The sequence below is a fragment of the Streptomyces anulatus genome (assembly GCF_014650675.1).
Classification (GTDB): Bacteria; Actinomycetota; Actinomycetes; order Streptomycetales; family Streptomycetaceae; genus Streptomyces; species Streptomyces anulatus.
The window spans coordinates 36,675-54,019 of the sequence record NZ_BMVK01000013.1 but is presented as its reverse complement, the minus strand read 5'-3'; the positions used below and the strand labels follow the sequence as shown (position 1 = coordinate 54,019).

The following is a 17,345-nucleotide window of genomic DNA, read 5'->3' as shown; positions in this document are numbered from 1 at the left end:
CAATTCCATTAGTCAATTAATGGAATCATGGAGTCGTGGGGGAATGACTGTCAAGCCGGGGAGGTCGCCGGGTGTGGCGTGCGGGGGTGTGGGCGTGCGGGCGTGCGGGGGCGCGCCGGAGGTGACGTGCGGGGGCGGCGGATGCCGGGGGAGGTGCGGTGGGCTCAGCCGCGCAGGAACGCCAGGACCGCGAGCACCCGGCGGTTGGTGGCGTCCGAGACGTCGAGGTCGAGCTTGGCGAGGATCGACCCGAAGTGCTTGCTGACCGTGCCCTCGCCGACGTGCAGGGCCTCGGCGACGGACGCGTTGGACCGGCCCTCCGCCATCAGCGCGAGCACCTCCACCTCACGGGCGGTGAGCCGGGCGAGCGGGTCGCGGCGGCGCCGGATCAGCTGCCGTACGACCTCGGGGTCCACCACCGTGGCGCCCTCGGACACCCGGCGCAGTGCGTCGGCGAACTCCTCGACGTGGCCGATGCGCTCCTTGAGGAGGTAGCCCACCCCCGTACCGTCCGAGGCGTCCAGCAGATCCTCGGCGTAGGTGCGCTGGACGTACTGGCTGAGCACCAGCACCGGCAGCCCCGGCAGCTTCTCGCGCAGCCCGACCGCGGCCCGCAGTCCCTCGTCCGAGAAGCCGGGCGGCATCCGGACGTCGGTCACCACGATGTCCGGGCGGTGCTCCAGGGCGGCGGCCGTCAGCTCGTCGGCGGTGCCCACCGAGGCGAGGACCCGGTGCCCGAAGCGTTCCAGCAGGCCGACCAGGCCCTCGCGCAGGAGCACGCTGTCCTCGGCCAGTACGACGCGCAGCATCAGGTCCTCGAATCCGCGGGCGGGCAGGGAACCTCCAGCCGGAACACCGTCGGCCCCCCGGGCGGACTGGACAGTAGCAGGGTGCCGCCCAGCACCGAGAGCCGATCGGCGACGCCCTGGAGGCCCGTCCCGCCCCCGCTCCCGCGCTCGTCCTCCTCGGCGTCCGCCGTCCCGCCCAGCCGCGCGCCCCCGCGCCCGTCGTCCTCGACCTCCACCGTCAGCCACTTCCGTACGGTCACGCCGGTCACCGTCACACGGCTCGCCCCGCTGTGCTTCGCCACGTTCGTCAGCGCCTCGCTGACCGCGAAGTAGACGGCGGTCTCCACGGCCTCGGGCAGCCGGCCCGGTACGGCCATGAGCACCTCGACCGGGACCGGCGAGCGGTCCGCCAGATCCTCGACGGCGGCCTCCAGGCCCCGGTCGGTGAGGATGTGGGGGTGGATTCCGTGGATCAGCTCGCGGATCTCCACCAGCGCGACCGACGCCTCCTCGTGCGCCCGGTCCAGCAGCCCGCCCAGCGGTTCGGCGGGTCGCTCCAGCCGGGCGAGGCCCAGCGTCATGGAGAGGGCCACGAGCCGCTGCTGCGCCCCGTCGTGCAGATCGCGCTCGATACGGCGGCGTTCCGCCTCGAACGCGTCCACCAGCCGCGTCCGCGACCGGTCCAGCTCCGCGATCCGGGAGTCGAGCGCGGAGTCCGGCGGGGAGAGCAGCGCCCGGGTCAGTACGGCCCGGCCCCGGGCCACCACCCCCAGCGGCCAGGTCAGCAACGGCAGCAGCACCACCCCCGCCAGCAGGACCGCGAACGCCTCCGGCCAGGAGTCGGCGAGCCAGAGCTTCAGGACGCGCGCCTCCCCGTCCCCGCCCGCCGCCATCATCACCGGGGTCCCGATCAGCCCGCCGCACACCAGCAGTACGCTGCCGACGGCCAGCGCCTCCAGCGGCCACAGGACGAACGCGAAGAGCAGCGAGTACGCCAACTCCCGCCAGGTGCACCGCTCCTGGAGCCGGGTCCGCAGCCAGGACGTCAGGCCCGGCTCGGGCGGTTCGCGGTGCGGGTCGAGGAGGGGCACCGGGTCGATCAGCCGGAGCCTGCGCCGCTCCAGCGCGGCCAGCGGAATCCCGGCGAGGACGAGCGTCAGCAGCAGCGGCACCCCGATGACGAGGACGGTCAGCGCGCTGCCCACGACAGCCAGCAGGAGCAGCGCCACCAGCGTCGCGACGCCGAGGGGCACGCTGGTCAGGAGGTAGAGCGCGGCACGCCACGGCCGGCCGCCGAGGAGCCGACGGGACAGCGTCCGGGGGAGTGACCCGGGGGCGGCCCGGACGCCGGGGTCGGCCCGGGGCGGGGCCGGCCGGGGCCCGGAGGACGCGGTCGGACCGGGCTTCGGGGACGTGGGCGGTCCGGGTTCCGGCGACGGAGACGGCGGGCTGGGGGAGAGCATGCCGGGCACGCTACGAGACGGTTCCCCGGGCGGCCACCCCGTTCTCTGCCCCTCCCATGGTGGAGCTGGCTCCACCATGGGAGCCCCCTCTCGCTGCGATGTGCCGGGCGAGCGCCGCCGGTTGAGTGGACCCCATGAATCCAGCAGCAAGCACCGACCAGGTACCGGCCGTTCGGCTCCGGTCCGTGACCCGTTCCTACGGCCGCGACGGCAGCACGGTGAAAGCGCTCGACGACGTCAGCCTGACCATTCGCCGCGGCACGTTCACCGCTGTCATGGGGCCCTCCGGCTCCGGCAAGTCGACGCTCCTGCACTGCGTCGCGGGCCTGGACCGGCCGACCGGCGGCCGGGTGCTGCTGGGCGACACCGATCTGACCGGGCTGAGCGAGGCCCGGCTGACCCGGCTGCGCCGGGGGCGGATCGGCTTCGTCTTCCAGGCGTTCAACCTGCTGCCCTCCCTGACCGCAGCGCAGAACGTGGCCCTGCCCCTGAGGCTCGCCGGCCGACGGCCGCGCAAGGCCGAGGTCCTCCACGCGCTGGACCAGGTCGGCCTGCGCGGCCGGGCCGGCCACCGGCCCGGCGAGCTCTCCGGCGGCCAGCAGCAGCGGGTGGCCATCGCCCGCGCCCTGGTGACCCGGCCCGAGGTGCTCTTCGGCGACGAACCGACCGGGGCCCTGGACTCCACCGCCGGGCGCGTGGTGCTCGGCCTGCTCCGCGCGATGACCGACGAGGGGCGCACCGTGATCATGGTGACCCACGACCCGGTCGCCGCCTCCTTCGCCGACCGGGTCGTCTTCCTCGCCGACGGCCGCATCAGGGACGAGCTGGACGCGCCCACGGCGGAGCGGGTCGCCGCCCGCATGGCGGCGGGCGCGGCCCCGGCTTCCCCGACAGCCCCGTCGGCCCTCTCCGCCTCCCCGGCGGTGGTCCCGTGCTGATGCTGGCACTGAGCGGGATGCGCACGCGCTGGATCACCTTCGTCGGTTCGTTCGTCGCCCTGGCCCTGGGAGCGGGCCTGATCGCGGCCACCGGACTCGCCCTCGCCGCGACGTTCGACGCCCCGGAGCGGGGACCCGAACGGTTCGCCGCCGCTCCCGTCGTCGTCCGGGCCGCCGATCACCTCCGGGTCGACACCCCGACCGGGACCCGGACCAAGCCGCTCGACCACCCCGGACCGGTCGGCCCGCGGACCGCCGACCGGCTGGCCGCCCTCGGCCGCACGGTGGAGGACCGGACGTTCCCGGCGGACGTCACGGCTGCTCGTACCGGTGCGGACACGAAGGCTGCTCGTTCCGGCGCGGACGCGAAGCAGCCGCGCACCGGCCCCGATGTCACGGCCGCCCGTACCGGCGCCGACGCCGGGAAGTCCCGTCCCGGCCAGGACGCCGAGGCCCGGGTCGGGCACCCGTGGCCGGTCGCCGCCGCGGCCCCGTACCGCCTCACCTCGGGCCGGGCCCCCGCCGCCCCCGGCGAGGTCGTCGTCACCACCCGGCCCGGCGGCGCCCCGCTCCGTACCGGTGACCGTGTCCTGGTCCGCACCCCGGCCGGGAACGCCCCCCGGACCGTCGTCGGCACCGTGGCCGGCCGGGGCTTCGAGGACGCCGTCTTCTTCACCGACGACGAGGCCGCCCGGATCTCCCCGGACATCGACGCCCTCGTCGTGCACGCCGACGCCACCGCCGTACGCAGGGCGCTCGGGCCGGACAGCGGCATGGACGTCCTCACCGGCCACGACCGCCGCCGCGCCGACCCCGACCCCGACCGCGACGCCCGGGCCCTGGTCTCCGTCAACGCACTGCTCGGCACCGCCGCGGGCATCACCCTGTTCGTCTCCGCCGCCGTCGTCGCCTCGACGTTCTCCTTCGCCGTGGCCCAACGGCGGCGGGAGTTCGGCCTGTTGCGCACGGCCGGAGCGACGCCCGGCCAGATCCGCCGTACGGTGTGCGCCGAAGCGGTCCTCGTCGGCGTCCTCGCATCGGCCGCGGGCGTGTGGCTCGGAGCCGGGGGCGCGCCCCTGCTCGTCGGCCGGATGACCGGAGCGGGCCTCGCACCGCCCTGGTTCGCCCTCGGCGACGCCTCCTGGCCGCTGCACACCGCCTTCTGGACCGGAGTGTTCGTCGCCACGGCCGGGGCGCTCGTCTCCTGCCACCGGGCCGGGCGGACCGCCCCGACCGAGGCGCTGCGCGAGGCGGCCGTCGACAGCCGCGTCATGCCGGCGAGCCGCTGGGCGGCCGCCGTCCTGGTCTTGCTCGCCGGACTGGGCCTGCCCGCACTGGCGTTGGCCGTCGACCCCGGCGATCTCCTGGGCCGCAAGTCCTACATCACCCGGCCCATGCTCCTCGTCGTCGGCTTCGCGCTCCTGGCCCCCGTCCTGGTGCGCCCCGTCGGCCGGCTGCTGACCTGGCTGCCCGCGCGGCTGCCCGGCGCCACCGGCGTACTCGTCCGGGAGAACACCGCCGCCGGGGTGCGCAGGACCGCGGCCGTCGCCGCGCCCGTCCTCATCACCGTCGCCCTCGCCGCCACCCTGACGGGCACCGTCGCCACCCTGGAGGAGGCCAGGGCCGCCGAGGCGCGCACCGCCACGACCGCCGATTTCGTGGTGACGTCGGGGCAGGAGGGCCGGCCGATGGCGCCCGCCTTCGTGGAGCGGGCGCGGGCCGTCGAGGGGGCCGTGGTCAGCGTCTCGCGGTCCACGGCCGTCACCGTCCTCGAAGAGGACACGGCCCTCGTGACCTCGGAGGCGCGCGCGGTCGACCCCGCCCGGCTGGCCGCCGTGTCGGAGCTGCCCGTGACGGCCGGCCGGCTCTCCGACCTCGACGACGGCGCGATCGTCGTCAACGAGGAGTGGCTGACCACGCGGGTCGGCGACCGGGTCACCGTCTGGCTGGGCGACGGCCGTAAGGCCTCGCTGCGGATCGCCGCCGTCCTGGCCACCGGAACCGGCGACAACGGCGTCTACGTCACCCGGCGCAACGCCGGGGGCGCGGGCGTCGACCGGATCGACGTCAAGGTCGCCGAGGGTGCCGACCGGCGTGCCGTCGCCGCCGCGCTGCAGTCCGCCGGGGCGGCCACCGGTACGCGGGTGACGACCCGTGCGGAGTGGCTGGCCGCGACCGGCCCGGGGACGAACGACCAGACCAGGACCGGGCTCCGGATGATCCTCGGCATCGCTCTTCTCTGTACGGCGACGGCCCTGGCCAACACCTTGGTCATGGCCACCTCCGACCGGGTCCGCGATCTCGCCGTGCTCCGTCTCGCCGGAGCCACCGCCCCCCAGGTCCTGCGGCTCGTCGCGGCCGAGGCGGTGGTGGCGGTCGGGGTGGGCGCCGTCCTCGGGGGCGTGGTCGCGGCGGTGAACCTGCTGGTGGTGTGGGGTGCGCTGGTGCTGCTGGGCGTCATGTCCGCCGTCGTGGTGCCGTGGGGAACGCTCGGCCTCGTCGTCGCGGCCGCCGCGCTCCTGGCCGCCGTCTCCGCCGTCCTGCCCGCCTCGCTCGCCCTGCGGACCCGGCCGGTCGAACTCGCGGGCGCCCGGGAGTAGTCGTCGTCGGCTGTTCACCGGCCCCGGGATCAGTCGTCGTCGGCTGTTCACCGGCCCCGGGATCAGTCGTCGTCGGCTGTTCACCGGCCCCGGGAGTAGTCGTCGTCGGCTGCTCACCGGCGCTCGTGAGCAGCCGACGACGCGTCCACAAGGCTCGTGATCAACCCGTTCAGGGCATAGGCTCGGCCCATGGGCAGCCACTCCGCACATCTGCCGAACCCGACCACCCCGGCCGGCCGCGAGGGGCTCGACGCCGTTCTCGCCCGGCCCGACCGCGCGGTCGTCGCCCTCGACTTCGACGGCACGCTCGCCGACATCGTCCCGGACCCCGAGCAGGCCCGCGCCCACCCCGGCACGGTGGCCGCGCTCGCGGCGCTCGCGCCGAAGGTCGCCGCCGTCGCCGTGATCACCGGCCGCCCGGCGGGCGTCGCGGTGCGCTACGGAGGCTTCGCGGGCGTCCCCGGACTTGAGCACCTCGTCGTGCTCGGGCACTACGGCGCCGAACGCTGGGACGCCGTGACCGGCACCGTGAACGCCCCCGCCCCGCACCCCGGCGTCGCCGCCGTCCGGGCCGAACTCCCGGGTGTGCTGCACGAGTTCGACTCCTGGCGAGGCACCTGGATCGAGGAGAAGGGGCAGGCCGTCGCCGTCCACACCCGGCGCGCCCAGGACCCGCAGGCGGCCTTCGAGACGCTGCGCGGCCCCCTCGGCGAGCTGGCCGCGAAACACGGGCTGATCGTCGAACCGGGTCGCCTGGTGCTGGAGTTGCGTCCGCCCGGCATGGACAAGGGCGTCGCGCTCGCCACGTTCGTCGCGGAACTGGACGCCGAGTCCGTGATCTACGCGGGCGACGACCTCGGGGACCTCGCCGCGTTCGCCGCGGTGGAGAAGCTGCGGACCGAGGGCCCGGACGGCATCCCCGGCCTCCTGGTGTGCAGCGGCAGCGCCGAAGTGCCCGAACTGGCCGAGCGCGCGGACCTGTCGGTGCCGGGCCCGGCCGCCGTGGTCGCGTTCCTGGCGGCGTTGGCCGAACGGCTGTAGGCGGCGGGGCCCCGGCGGACAGCCTCTGGGGCCCTTCGTCCGGATCAGGCCGGGCCCGTCAGCCGATCGGGCCGGGCGCGTGAGCCCTCACTCCTGCCGCAGTGCCTCCAGCTGGTCCAGGAACCACTGCTGGGGCGGCAGCGCGGTCGCCGCCTCGGCCAGCCGCTTCGTGCGGCCGGACCGCTCGTCCCCGCTCATCGTCAGCGCCTCGTGCAGGGCCTCGGCCGTGCCCGTCACGTCGTACGGGTTCACCACGATCGCGTCCTCGCCCAGCTCCTCGTACGCCCCCGCCTCCCGCGACAGCACCAGCGCGCAGCCGCGGTCGGAGACGACCGGGACCTCCTTGGCGACCAGGTTCATCCCGTCGCGGATCGGGTTGACCAGGGCCACGTCCGCCAGCCGGTACGCGGCCAGCGAGCGTGCGAAGTCGTCCTTGACGTGGAGCACGACCGGTGTCCAACTCTCCGTGCCGTACGCCCCGTTGATCTCCGTGGCCAGGGTCTGCACCGCCGCCGTGTAGTCCCGGTAGACGGCGAGGTCCTGCCGGGAGGGGTAGGCGAAGGCGATGTGCACGACGCGCTCGCGCCACTCGGGGTGGGCGTCCAGCAGGGCCCGGTACGCGTGCAGGCCGCGCACGATGTTCTTGGACAGCTCGGTGCGGTCCACCCGGACGATGGTCTTCCGGCCCTCGCCCACCTGCTCGCGCAGGGCCGCCATCCGCTCGTCCACGTCCGCCTCGTGCGAGCGCCGGCGCAGGAAGTCCGCGTCGGCCCCGAGGCCGTGCACCCCGATCCTGGTCCGGCCGGTGCCGCCGAGGATCTCCGTGCAGCAGCCGATGAACGCGTCCGCCCAGCGCCGGGTCAGGAACGCGGCCCGGTCCGCACCGAGGATGCCGCGCAGCAACTGCTCCGCGATGTCGTCGGGCAGCAGCCGGAAGTAGTCGACGGGCGCCCATGGGGTGTGCGAGAAGTGGCCGATCCTGAGGTCCGGGCGCAGCTCACGGAGCATGCCGGGGACCAGGGCCAGGTGGTAGTCCTGGACGAGGACCGACGCCCCGGGGCCGGCCTCCTCGGCGAGCGCCTCGGCGAAGGCCCGGTTGTACGTCTCGTACGAGGCCCACTGACGGCGGAACTCCGCGTCGAAGACCGGTTCCACGGGCGTCTGGTAGAGCAGATGGTGGACGAACCACAGCACCGAGTTGGCGATGCCGTTGTACGCGTCGGCGTGGACCTCGGCGTCGATGTCGAGCATCCGCACGCCCGCCTCGCCGACCCCGCGTCGCACCGCCTCGCGGTCCCCGTCGCCGAGGGCCGCGCAGACCCACAGTTTGTCGTCGACGGCGCTCAGCCCCGAGACGAGGCCACCGCCCCCGCGCTTGGCGTCGAGCGTCCCGTCCTCACCGAGCGTGTACGAGACCGGGCCGCGGTTGGACGCGACGAGGACCTGGGCGGTGGAGGCGGGTGCGGGTGCGGGTGCGGCGTGCTCGGAGACCATGTAGCGGAACCTAGCCCGTTCGGGAAGCCCCCAAACGCCTCCCGGACCGCCGCCCCGCACGCCGTACGGCGCGCACCGGCCGCCCGCAGCCCCCGCACGCCGTACGGCGCACACCGGCCGCCCGCCGCCCTCAGGCCGCGTGGCGCTCCGCGTACTCCGCGATCTCCCGCATCGGCGGCCGTTCCTCCGTGTCCACCGCATGGGTGCGGGGCACGAAGCCGTCCTCGCCGCGCTCGAACTGGGTCAGCGCGGGCCGCACCAGATGGCCCCGGGAGAGCCGCAGCTGCGCCGTGCGGTAGATCGCCGCCGCCATCCGGCCCAGCGCCTGCCCGTCCTGGTGGCGGTGGATGCGTACGCCGACGTCGACCTGGCCCAGGGCGTCCAGGCCCACCGTGTGCAGCGCGTCCACCAGCAGCCCCAGCTCCACTCCGTAACCGACCGGGAACGGCAGCCGCTCCAGCAGGGACCGCCGCACCGCGTACTCGCCGCCCAGGGGCTGCACGAACCCGGCCAGCTGGGGCCAGTGCAGATTGAGCAGCGGGCGCGCCACCAGCTCGGTGACCCGGCCGCCCTGACCTGCGGCGTCGCCGAGCGGGCGGTCGTACATCGCCTTGACGAACTGGACGCCCGGGTCGGTGAGCAGCGGCCCGACCGTGCCCGAGACGAAGTCCGCCGAGAAGTCCCTGAGGTCGGCGTCCACGAAGCAGACGATCTCACCGCTGGTCACCAGGAGTGACCGCCACAGCACCTCGCCCTTGCCCGGCAGGGCCGGAATCCGGGGCAGGATCGCGTCCCGGTGGACCACCCGGGCGCCCGCCGCCCGGGCCACGGCGGCGGTGGCGTCGGTGGAGCCGGAGTCGATCACCACGAGTTCGTCGACGAGCCGGACCTTCTCCATCAGCTCCCGGCGGATCGTCGCCACGATCGCACCGACCGTGGCCTCCTCGTTCAGCGCGGGCAGCACCACGCTCACGGACGTACGGTGCGGATCGGCGTCCCGGGCGTCGGTGAGCCGGTTCAGCGGGCGGTCGCCGGACGACCAGGAACGCCTGGTCAGCCAGCGTTCCACCTCTTCGAGCACGGTCGGCACTCCCTGTGTGTGATCCATCTCGCGGTTCGGACGACTATCTCAACGGTCCGGTGCTTCGGTTACAGTCTTGAACAACGCGGATGGCCGTCGCATGTCGGGGTCGGACCGCAGATAAACGCCTGGATCGAAGATCCAGCGCCATAGAGCTCATCCAGAGGGACTGAGGGAACGGCCCGTTGAAGTCCCGGCAACCCTCCTGCCGACCGCGAGGTCACGGTGGGGAAGGTGCCAATTCCGTCTTGCGGCGAAATGCGTCGCAGGGAAGATGAGGAGAAAGGGACCTCCGCCATCATGGCTGTTCAGACCGTTGCAGGTAACACCACTTCTTCCGCCCCGGCCGTCGATCTCGGTCCCGCCGCGGCGCTTTCCTGCCGCGAGTGCGGCGAGCGTTTCGAGCTCGGCCCCCTTTTCGCCTGTGCGTCCTGTTTCGGGCCGCTGGAAGTGGCCTACGACCTGCCCACCGGCTCCCCGGAGGAGCTGCGGAAGCGCATCGAGGCCGGCCCGGACAACATCTGGCGCTACGCCCCGCTGCTGCCGGTGCCCGCCGACGTCGCGGAGAAGCCCAACCTCAACCCCGGCTTCACCAAGCTCGTCCAGGCCGACAACCTCGCCCGTGAGCTGGGCGTCACCGGCGGCCTGTACGTGAAGGACGACTCCGGCAACCCGACGCACTCCTTCAAGGACCGCGTCGTCGCCATCGCCGTCGAGGCCGCCCGCGCCTTCGGCTTCACCACCCTCTCCTGCTCCTCCACGGGCAACCTGGCCGGAGCCGTCGGCGCCGCCGCCGCCCGGGCCGGCCTGCGCTCCTGCGTGTTCATCCCGCACGACCTGGAGCAGGGCAAGGTCGTCATGGCCGCGGTGTACGGCGGTGAGCTGGTCGGCATCGAGGGCAACTACGACGACGTCAACCGCTTCTGCTCCGAGCTCATCGGCGACCCGCTCGGCGAGGGCTGGGGCTTCGTCAACGTCAACCTGCGCCCGTACTACGGCGAGGGTTCCAAGACGCTGGCGTACGAGATCTGCGAGCAGCTCGGCTGGCGGCTGCCCGACCAGATCGTCATCCCGATCGCGTCCGGCTCCCAGCTCACGAAGATCGACAAGGGGTTCCAGGAGCTGATCAAGCTCGGCCTCGTCGAGGACAGGCCGTACAAGATCTTCGGCGCCCAGGCCGAGGGCTGCTCCCCGGTCTCCGCCGCCTTCAAGGCGGGCCACGACGTGGTGCGCCCGCAGAAGCCGAACACCATCGCCAAGTCGCTGGCCATCGGCAACCCGGCGGACGGCCCGTACGTCCTGGACATCGCCCGCCGCACCGGTGGCGCGGTGGAGGACGTGACCGACGAGCAGGTCGTCGACGCGATCAAGCTGCTGGCGCGCACCGAGGGCATCTTCGGCGAGACGGCGGGCGGCGTGACGCTCGGCGTGACGAAGAAGCTCATCGAGGCGGGCGTCATCGACCCGGCGCTCACCACGGTCGTCCTGAACACCGGCGACGGGCTCAAGACGCTCGACGCGGTCTCCGCGACCTCGCAGGCCACGGCGACCATCAAGCCGAGCCTGGACGCGTTCCGCGCCGCGGGCCTCGTCGCCGGCTGACCACCCGAGACTTCAGAAAGGCACCCACCATGAGCGTCAAGGTCCGCATCCCCACCATCCTCCGCACGTACACGGGCGGCCAGGCCGAGGTCCCGGCGGAGGGCGCCAAGCTCTCCGAGGTCATCGAGTCCCTGGAGAAGGACCACCCGGGCATCGCGGCCCGCGTCCTGGACGACCAGGGCAAGCTGCGCCGCTTCGTGAACGTGTACGTCAACGACGACGACGTGCGCTTCGAGGGCGGGCTGGACGCGGTCACGCCGGACGGCGCGGGCGTCTCGATCATCCCCGCGGTCGCCGGCGGCTGCTGAACCGCCGGGGGCCGCTTCCCGGCGGCCCCACCGCACCTCTGTGTGACCACAGTTGCCCCCTCCGCGAGAGAAGCGGAGGGGGCAATTCTGTATGGTTGAGCACGGTACAGTTGGGGAAGCCCCGTCCGCTGCCCGTGCCGCCCGCATATGAGAATGCGCCCGGCCCCGATAAGAAGCAGCCAAAGTACGTGAACCTCTTGCGGCATAAGTTCCCTTTGCCTGGCCCGACTTGCCCGCAAATTTCACCAAACCCGCATATTCGCGTGTTCTTCTGTGCCCAGAATTCTCGTCCGATTGACCTGTTGCAGAGGGCAGTTGGGCGGATACATTCGGCCGCGGTCGACGCGCTGCGGCGCCGCACACCCTCTCCTGTCGGAGGGTGAGTTCCGACCCGGGCCCGCGAAGTGCGGTCCCGTGCAAGGGCCAGTAATAGGGGAGTTAGGCATGGCTCAGGGCACCGTCAAGTGGTTCAACGCGGAGAAGGGGTACGGCTTCATCGCGGTCGACGGTGGTGCGGATGTTTTCGTCCACTACAGCGCGATCCAGATGGACGGGTACCGCACCCTCGAAGAGGGTCAGCGAGTTGAATTCGAGATCTCGCAGGGCCAGAAGGGGCCCCAGGCCGACATGGTCAAGCTCGCCGTCGGCTGAGCTCGGCGCGGTCGTCCGACGACACTACTCACGCACGCAGGGCCCGGCCCCCGGATCAGGGGACCGGGCCCTACGTGCGTCCCGGCGGCCCGGCCGGGGGGCGCGCCGCTGTCCACATCCGATGCGCGCCGCTGTCCACATCCGACGGGGGACGCTTGCACTCGCAGGGGTCGAGTGCTAATCATTGGCGTTAGCACTCTCCAGGTGAGAGTGACAGAAACTTGGACCGGGCCGGTGAGGCCCGCAGGCGCGGTGGGGCAAGGAACCACCACGCACGCAGGCCGTCCGTCGCGGGCGCCTCTCGGTCCGGAGAAATCCACCCCTGTCCGGGAGGACCACTTCACATGGCCAAGATCATCGCGTTCGACGAGGAGGCACGGCGCGGTCTCGAGCGCGGGATGAACCAGCTCGCCGACGCCGTCAAGGTCACCCTCGGCCCCAAGGGCCGTAACGTCGTCCTCGAGAAGAAGTGGGGCGCGCCCACGATCACCAACGATGGTGTTTCCATCGCCAAGGAGATCGAGCTCGAGGACCCGTACGAGAAGATCGGTGCGGAGCTGGTCAAGGAGGTCGCCAAGAAGACGGACGACGTCGCCGGCGACGGTACGACCACCGCCACCGTTCTGGCTCAGGCTCTCGTTCGCGAGGGTCTGCGCAACGTCGCCGCAGGCGCCAACCCGATGGCCCTCAAGCGGGGCATCGAGAAGGCCGTCGAGGCCGTCTCCGCCGCGCTGCTGGAGCAGGCCAAGGACGTGGAGACCAAGGAGCAGATCGCTTCGACCGCCTCCATCTCCGCCGCCGACACCGAGATCGGCGCCAAGATCGCCGAGGCGATGGACAAGGTCGGCAAGGAAGGCGTCATCACCGTCGAGGAGTCCCAGACCTTCGGTCTGGAGCTCGAGCTCACCGAGGGTATGCGCTTCGACAAGGGCTACATCTCGGCGTACTTCGCGACCGACATGGAGCGTATGGAGGCGTCGCTCGACGACCCGTACATCCTGATCGTCAACTCGAAGATCGGCAGCGTCAAGGACCTCATCCCGCTGCTGGAGAAGGTCATGCAGTCGGGCAAGCCCCTGCTGATCATCGCCGAGGACGTCGAGGGCGAGGCGCTCTCCACCCTGGTCGTCAACAAGATCAAGGGCACGTTCAAGTCCGTCGCCGTCAAGGCTCCGGGCTTCGGCGACCGCCGCAAGGCCATGCTCGCGGACATCGCCATCCTCACCGGTGGCACCGTGATCTCCGAGGAGGTCGGTCTCAAGCTGGAGAACGCCGGCCTGGACCTGCTCGGCCGTGCCCGCAAGGTCGTCATCACCAAGGACGAGACCACGATCGTCGACGGTGCCGGTGACAGCGACCAGGTTCAGGGTCGCGTCAACCAGATCCGTGCCGAGATCGAGAACTCCGACTCGGACTACGACCGCGAGAAGCTCCAGGAGCGTCTGGCGAAGCTGGCCGGCGGCGTGGCCGTCATCAAGGCCGGCGCCGCCACCGAGGTGGAGCTCAAGGAGCGCAAGCACCGCATCGAGGACGCGGTGCGCAACGCCAAGGCCGCCGTCGAGGAGGGCATCGTCGCCGGTGGTGGCGTGGCTCTGCTCCAGGCCTCGGCCGTCTTCGAGAAGCTCGACCTCACGGGTGACGAGGCGACCGGCGCCAACGCCGTGAAGCTCGCGCTGGAGGCCCCGCTCAAGCAGATCGCCGTCAACGGTGGTCTTGAGGGTGGCGTCGTCGTGGAGAAGGTCCGCAACCTGCCGATCGGTCACGGCCTCAACGCCGCGACCGGCGAGTACGTCGACATGATCGCCGAGGGCATTCTCGACCCGGCGAAGGTCACGCGCTCCGCTCTGCAGAACGCCGCGTCCATCGCCGCGCTCTTCCTCACCACCGAGGCCGTCATCGCCGACAAGCCCGAGAAGGCCGGCGCGGCCGCTCCGGGCGGCATGCCGGGCGGTGACATGGACTTCTGATCCGCCGCGGAGTCCCGGGACCTCCCGGGTGCCTCCGGCTGATCGAAGTTCCTCGCACGTCCCACAGGGGCGGTACCTCCTTCACGGAGGTGCCGCCCCTGTGGCGTTTCCCGACGGGCCGGTGCGTGCCGCCCGGCCTGCGCGCCTGTGCCGCCGCGGTGTGCGGGGAGGCTCCGAGGCTCCGCCGTTCGCCCCGCATGCTTGGGTGCAGGCGGGGGGCGTACGGCCGGGGAGCAGGCGGAACCGGCGGATCTGCGTCCCTTGATGGTGGTGACGGCAGACGAGGGGGTCCGGGTGAGCGCGGTGGCGGGAACGAAGGAAGCACACGAGGGCGAGGGGGAGGGCGAGAGCAGGGGGACTGTGGAGCGGTCGGCCGGCGCATCCGTGGAGCAGGCTGGTGGGCAGGCCGCGGGGCGTGTCGTACAGCAGGCAGGTGGGCAAGCCGCAGGGCAAGCCGCAGAGCAGGTCACGGGCCTGCCCGGTGGGCAGTCCGCCCGGAAGCCCACCGGGCAGGCCGCCGGAGAACCCGATGGCGGGCCCGGCGAGGCGGGCGCGGGCGGTCCTTCCCCGCTCCGGCTCCTCCTCTCCCGGGTCCGTCCGCACCGGGGCGTTCTCGTCCGCGCGGGCCTGCTCTCGCTCGCCGGATCCGGGGCGGGGCTCGCGATGCCGCTGATGGCGAAGCACGCGGTCGACGCGTTCGCCGCGGACCGCTCGCCCGCGGGACCGCTCGTCGCGCTGACCGTGCTCGTGCTGGCCGGAGCCTGCCTCTCCGCGTACGGGCGCTATCTCATGTCCCGTACGGGAGAAGGCGTCGTCCTCCGCGCACGCGACCAACTCGTGGGCCGCATCATGCGGTTGAAGGTCCCGGCGGTGGACCGGCTGACCCCGGGCGACCTCCAGTCACGGGTCACCAGCGACACGACCCTCCTGCGGACGGTCCTCTCCAGCGGCCTGGTCGAGTCATTCAACAGCGTGCTGATGCTGCTGGGGACGATCGGCTTCATGGCGTACATGGACCTGACGCTGCTCGGCGTGACGCTGGTGGTGATCGTCGGCATCGGAGCCGTGACCTCCCTGCTGATGCCGCGCATCCAGCGGGCCCAGCTCCGCGCCCAGGAGTCCGTGGGCGCGATGGGCGCGGCACTGGACCGGGTGCTCCAGGCGTTCCGCACGGTCAAGGCGAGCCGGGACGCTGCGGGAGAACCTCGTCTTCGCCGCCCCGGACGCCGAGGAGAAGGCCCTGACGGAGGCGGTGTCCCGGACCCGCCTGGACACCCTGGTCGCCCGGCTGCCGGAGGGCCTGGACACGGCGGTGGGCCACCGGGGCGTCACCCTCTCCGGCGGCGAACGCCAGCGGATAGCCATCGCCCGGGCCCTGTTGCGCCGCCCCCGCCTGCTGCTGCTCGACGAGGTGACCTCGCAGCTGGACGCGGTCAACGAGCAGGCGCTGCGCGACGTGATCCTCGAACTGGCGGAGCAGACCACGGTGCTGGTCATCGCGCACCGCCTCTCCACCGTCCGGCACGCGGACCGCATCGTGGTCCTGGAGGACGGCCGGGTCCGCACGGCGGGCACGCACGAGGAGCTGATCGCCGGGGACGACCTGTACCGCGAGTTGGCGACGACGCAGCTCGCGGCGGACGCGCGGTGAGGCTTCAGCGGGCGTAGTTCTTGAGCTCCTCGGTGTCCAGGGTGATGTCGACGGGGCCGGGGAGGGGAACGGCGTCGCCGTAGTCGTACGAGTGCTGCTGCCGGTAGCGGCCCTTGTCGGGCTCGCTGTGGACGACGAGGGTGCCCGACTCGCGGTCGATCAGGAGGTACACCGGGATGTTCGACGCCGCGTATCCGTCACGCTTCTCCGTGCGATCACGGCTGTCGGTGTCGTGGTCGTGCGACGTCACCTCGACGGTCATGAGGATGCGGTCCGGGCTCGACCACTCGCCGTCACCCGCGAACCGGCCCGCGTGGGCCAGGGTGCCGTCCGGGCGGGCGCGGCCGTTGCGGTATCCGCCGATCCGCAGGCCGCGTTCGCGGTACAGGCGCAGTTCCGGCTGCTGCCGCATGCACTGCATCGCGACCCACATGATGATTTCGTCGTGGTCCCCGTCCGGCACGGGCTTGACCTCCAGCTTTCCGTTGATGAGCTCAAGCGTCACGGTCTCGGGGGACGTGCGGGCGAGCTGCTCGAAGTCCTCGACGGACAGCTGAGCGTGCGGGACGTGATCGGCGGTGCTGGGGGTCATGGCGTCGCCTCCTCCCCTCCATCGTGCCCTGTCCGGTCTGTGGGTGAGCTGCACGCTCATCGGTATGTCCTCTCGGATCGGGGGGTCAGGCCCGCCCGGACCGCGTTCATCCGGTCGCGTACGCCCGGCGGCTGCACGGCCCCCGGCGGGCCGACCGGCGGTTGTGGGGACGGCCCCCGGCACGGCCGGCAGAGGCCGCCGAGCAGCGCTTCGGGTGTGCCGGGGGCCCCGCACTCGCCGCACTCCAGGGTGCGCAGGACCGTACGGGGGCCGGGCAGGACCCGCTCGGGCGGCAGCTTGTCGCGCAGTCGCCGTTCGACGAGGCGGGCGGCGCAGTGGACGGGCGACGGCAGCCCGCCGGTGAGCGCGTGCAGCAGCTCCGCCTCCGTGGCACCCCGCGCGAACCACTCGCTGACCTGCGGTTCCAGATGTACGCAGTCGGCGGCGGACAGCGTCAGCGCGGGGGCGGTCCGGCCGAGCGCCGCCAGCAGGATGAACGCCCGCGAGCGGGTGGGGCGTTGGGGCGCGTCGGGCGGGGCGTCACCACGGGTGTAGGCGTTCCACCAGTCGTCCTCGCGTGCGGTGCGGGAGAAGAAGGTGCGGGTCACCCAGAGCATGACCTCGTCGGTCATCACGCACTCGCTGCCGCGCCGCAGGTGCCCCGCGTCCTGGAGCCGGTTGAGGGTCGTGCGCAGGGCGCACTGGCCGTACGGCAGGTGCTTGGCCAGGGTCTTCACGGAGATGTCGGAACCGTCGGGCAGCCGGTCGATGTAGGCGGCGACGGCGGCGTCGCGGGGGAGGAGGGGGGCGAAGTCCCGTTCGGTGCGGGGGCGTTCACCGGGCGCGGAGCGCTTGCCGTAGCCGGGGTTGGCCAGAGGGTGAGGGTTCGCGGAGGGGCTCGTGGGCGGGGTCTCGCGCGGGGCGCGATGGGCATCACTAAGCTGGCTGGCAGCCATGGGGATCGGTTTCTTTCCAGGTAGTTCGATCTTCGGTGGTCAGACCCCTGTCGGTGTTGGAGCACCGGCGGGGGTCGACTCTTTTGGTCAAGGTCCTCCGCACGCTAGAGCCTGGCGACCGTGTGTCGCAACTCGATCACAAATTGTCAACTTCGCAGTCAGGGAGGGTGGGTGGGTCAACTGACCCATCCACCCCATCCTTGTTAAGAGGGC

Annotated in this window: 13 protein-coding genes, 1 pseudogene and 1 riboswitch; of the genes and pseudogenes, 8 read left to right on the top strand and 6 right to left on the bottom strand. The window is 72.5% G+C overall.

The window, feature by feature from the left end:
- Positions 1-164: 164 nt before the first annotated feature.
- Both IE272_RS27475 and IE272_RS27470 read right to left on the bottom strand, forming a co-directional pair.
- Entirely contained in the window at positions 165-809 is a 645-nt protein-coding gene (locus tag IE272_RS27475) for a LuxR C-terminal-related transcriptional regulator (protein WP_057664930.1), read from the bottom strand.
- On the bottom strand, positions 809-2,251 hold the full coding sequence (locus IE272_RS27470) for a sensor histidine kinase (RefSeq protein WP_229897752.1): 1,443 nt from the start codon (positions 2,249-2,251) through the stop codon (positions 809-811). The genes IE272_RS27475 and IE272_RS27470 overlap by 1 nt, the downstream gene beginning before the upstream one ends.
- Before the next feature lie 134 nt (positions 2,252-2,385).
- Here IE272_RS27470 and IE272_RS27465 point away from each other — a divergent pair, with 134 nt between their 5' ends.
- From IE272_RS27465 to otsB, 3 genes are all read left to right on the top strand, one after another.
- Positions 2,386-3,189, top strand: a complete 804-nt coding sequence (locus IE272_RS27465) for an ABC transporter ATP-binding protein (protein WP_050362530.1) — start codon at positions 2,386-2,388, stop codon at positions 3,187-3,189.
- A complete protein-coding gene (locus tag IE272_RS27460) occupies positions 3,183-5,789 on the top strand; it encodes an ABC transporter permease (RefSeq protein ID WP_190008507.1) in 2,607 nt (868 codons plus the stop codon). Before IE272_RS27465 ends, IE272_RS27460 begins: the two co-directional genes overlap by 7 nt.
- Before the next feature lie 189 nt (positions 5,790-5,978).
- Entirely contained in the window at positions 5,979-6,830 is an 852-nt protein-coding gene (otsB, locus tag IE272_RS27455; protein ID WP_050362531.1) for a trehalose-phosphatase, read from the top strand.
- Positions 6,831-6,917: 87 nt separating this feature from the next.
- Here otsB and IE272_RS27450 read toward each other — a convergent pair whose 3' ends face one another.
- The gene (locus tag IE272_RS27450; RefSeq protein WP_190008504.1) at positions 6,918-8,324 is read right to left on the bottom strand and encodes an alpha,alpha-trehalose-phosphate synthase (UDP-forming); all 1,407 of its coding nucleotides are present in this window, start codon (positions 8,322-8,324) and stop codon (positions 6,918-6,920) included.
- 130 nt (positions 8,325-8,454) lie between these two features.
- On the bottom strand, positions 8,455-9,405 hold the full coding sequence (locus IE272_RS27445; protein WP_050362579.1) for a glucosyl-3-phosphoglycerate synthase: 951 nt from the start codon (positions 9,403-9,405) through the stop codon (positions 8,455-8,457).
- Positions 9,406-9,558: 153 nt separating this feature from the next.
- Positions 9,559-9,686, top strand: a riboswitch (SAM riboswitch).
- Positions 9,687-9,705: 19 nt separating this feature from the next.
- Here IE272_RS27445 and thrC point away from each other — a divergent pair.
- The 5 genes and pseudogenes from thrC to IE272_RS27420 all read left to right on the top strand — a co-directional run bounded on the left by thrC (position 9,706) and on the right by IE272_RS27420 (position 15,584).
- Entirely contained in the window at positions 9,706-11,007 is a 1,302-nt protein-coding gene (gene thrC, locus IE272_RS27440; RefSeq protein WP_073740705.1) for a threonine synthase, read from the top strand.
- Between the two features lie 29 nt (positions 11,008-11,036).
- The gene (locus IE272_RS27435; RefSeq protein WP_018958809.1) at positions 11,037-11,315 is read left to right on the top strand and encodes a MoaD/ThiS family protein; all 279 of its coding nucleotides are present in this window, start codon (positions 11,037-11,039) and stop codon (positions 11,313-11,315) included.
- 444 nt (positions 11,316-11,759) lie between these two features.
- Positions 11,760-11,966 (top strand): cold-shock protein, encoded by a 207-nt coding sequence (locus IE272_RS27430; RefSeq protein WP_003967346.1) that lies wholly within the window; start codon positions 11,760-11,762, stop codon positions 11,964-11,966.
- A 344-nt stretch (positions 11,967-12,310) separates the two neighbouring features.
- Positions 12,311-13,933: a chaperonin GroEL gene (groL, locus tag IE272_RS27425; RefSeq protein ID WP_003967345.1), complete on the top strand. Its 1,623-nt coding sequence runs from the start codon at positions 12,311-12,313 to the stop codon at positions 13,931-13,933.
- A gap of 294 nt (positions 13,934-14,227) precedes the next feature.
- Positions 14,228-15,584, top strand: a pseudogene (locus tag IE272_RS27420) (ABC transporter ATP-binding protein).
- Between the two features lie 4 nt (positions 15,585-15,588).
- Here the strand turns inward: IE272_RS27420 and IE272_RS27415 are convergent.
- On the bottom strand, positions 15,589-16,176 hold the full coding sequence (locus IE272_RS27415; protein ID WP_050362534.1) for a Uma2 family endonuclease: 588 nt from the start codon (positions 16,174-16,176) through the stop codon (positions 15,589-15,591).
- Positions 16,177-16,232: 56 nt separating this feature from the next.
- Positions 16,233-17,051, bottom strand: coding sequence for a hypothetical protein (locus IE272_RS27410; protein WP_098891157.1), 819 nt, complete (start codon positions 17,049-17,051; stop codon positions 16,233-16,235).
- Positions 17,052-17,345: the final 294 nt, after the last annotated feature.

Excerpts from the sequence above, each read along its gene's own strand:
- IE272_RS27475 (WP_057664930.1), bottom strand. The coding sequence starts at position 809 with ATGCTGCGCGTCGTACTGGCCGAGGACAGCGTGCTCCTGCGCGAGGGC.
- IE272_RS27470 (WP_229897752.1), bottom strand. The coding sequence starts at position 2,251 with ATGCTCTCCCCCAGCCCGCCGTCTCCGTCGCCGGAACCCGGACCGCCC.
- IE272_RS27465 (WP_050362530.1), top strand. The coding sequence starts at position 2,386 with ATGAATCCAGCAGCAAGCACCGACCAGGTACCGGCCGTTCGGCTCCGG.
- otsB (WP_050362531.1), top strand. The coding sequence starts at position 5,979 with ATGGGCAGCCACTCCGCACATCTGCCGAACCCGACCACCCCGGCCGGC.
- IE272_RS27450 (WP_190008504.1), bottom strand. The coding sequence starts at position 8,324 with ATGGTCTCCGAGCACGCCGCACCCGCACCCGCACCCGCCTCCACCGCC.
- thrC (WP_073740705.1), top strand. The coding sequence starts at position 9,706 with ATGGCTGTTCAGACCGTTGCAGGTAACACCACTTCTTCCGCCCCGGCC.
- IE272_RS27435 (WP_018958809.1), top strand. The coding sequence starts at position 11,037 with ATGAGCGTCAAGGTCCGCATCCCCACCATCCTCCGCACGTACACGGGC.
- IE272_RS27430 (WP_003967346.1), top strand. The coding sequence starts at position 11,760 with ATGGCTCAGGGCACCGTCAAGTGGTTCAACGCGGAGAAGGGGTACGGC.
- groL (WP_003967345.1), top strand. The coding sequence starts at position 12,311 with ATGGCCAAGATCATCGCGTTCGACGAGGAGGCACGGCGCGGTCTCGAG.
- IE272_RS27415 (WP_050362534.1), bottom strand. The coding sequence starts at position 16,176 with ATGACCCCCAGCACCGCCGATCACGTCCCGCACGCTCAGCTGTCCGTC.